At 44.4% G+C, this 549-nt stretch carries 1 protein-coding gene and 1 pseudogene; one reads left to right on the top strand and one right to left on the bottom strand.

Features of this window, described 5'->3' with window-relative positions:
- A partial coding sequence (locus tag ACTBDZ_RS18375) for a transposase (RefSeq protein WP_438815984.1) occupies positions 1–114 on the top strand: 114 nt, incomplete at its 5' end.
- Positions 115–348: 234 nt separating this feature from the next.
- On the opposite strand, the pseudogene ACTBDZ_RS18370 reads toward ACTBDZ_RS18375, so the two are convergent.
- Positions 349–549, bottom strand: a pseudogene (locus ACTBDZ_RS18370) (IS1634 family transposase); the annotation flags it as partial.

Genomic DNA, 549 nt, shown 5'->3' with positions numbered 1-549 from the left:
AACTTCTTTGCCCGACTGAAGCAGTATCGCGCTATTGCCACTCGTTACGACAAGACCGCTATTAACTTTCTGGGCGCTATCCATCTGGCAGCTTCCATCGTCTGGCTTATTTGATGACAGGCCCTAGATCCAAATGATAATAAATCATCGCAATGGGCTTACGATCGTCGCTATACCTGGGGGGATAAAAGCGCGTTCTATTTTGATAATGATGGCGGTGTTGCCTGTGTTTGGAAAACCGATATTGACAAGAAAACTACGACAAGAATATTGCCCGTTGAAGGCCTGGTGCACCCTTATTATATAAAATACAAGGGTAAGGATTACATCCGTCATTCCGCACCTACTTTAAGAATAAATTCGACGGTATCGCTCGCCGAGAACATCAACGATGGTCTTGTGAACAGAATTGAGGTTGGATATTTGTGGTGGTCTGTCACCAATACTGAACTCATAAATCCCAAAAAAACAGAGGAAAACCCAACGCGCTGTGGGTTTTTGAGTCGGTTTTTTCTTCATATCTGGCACGCTACGTCCTTGAACTGCCAA

The sequence above is a fragment of the Symbiopectobacterium sp. genome (assembly GCF_051710365.1).
In the GTDB taxonomy this organism is placed as follows: domain Bacteria; phylum Pseudomonadota; class Gammaproteobacteria; order Enterobacterales; family Enterobacteriaceae; genus Symbiopectobacterium.
Note: the sequence above shows the minus strand (reverse complement) of the source record. Positions and strands in the feature narration are given on the sequence as shown.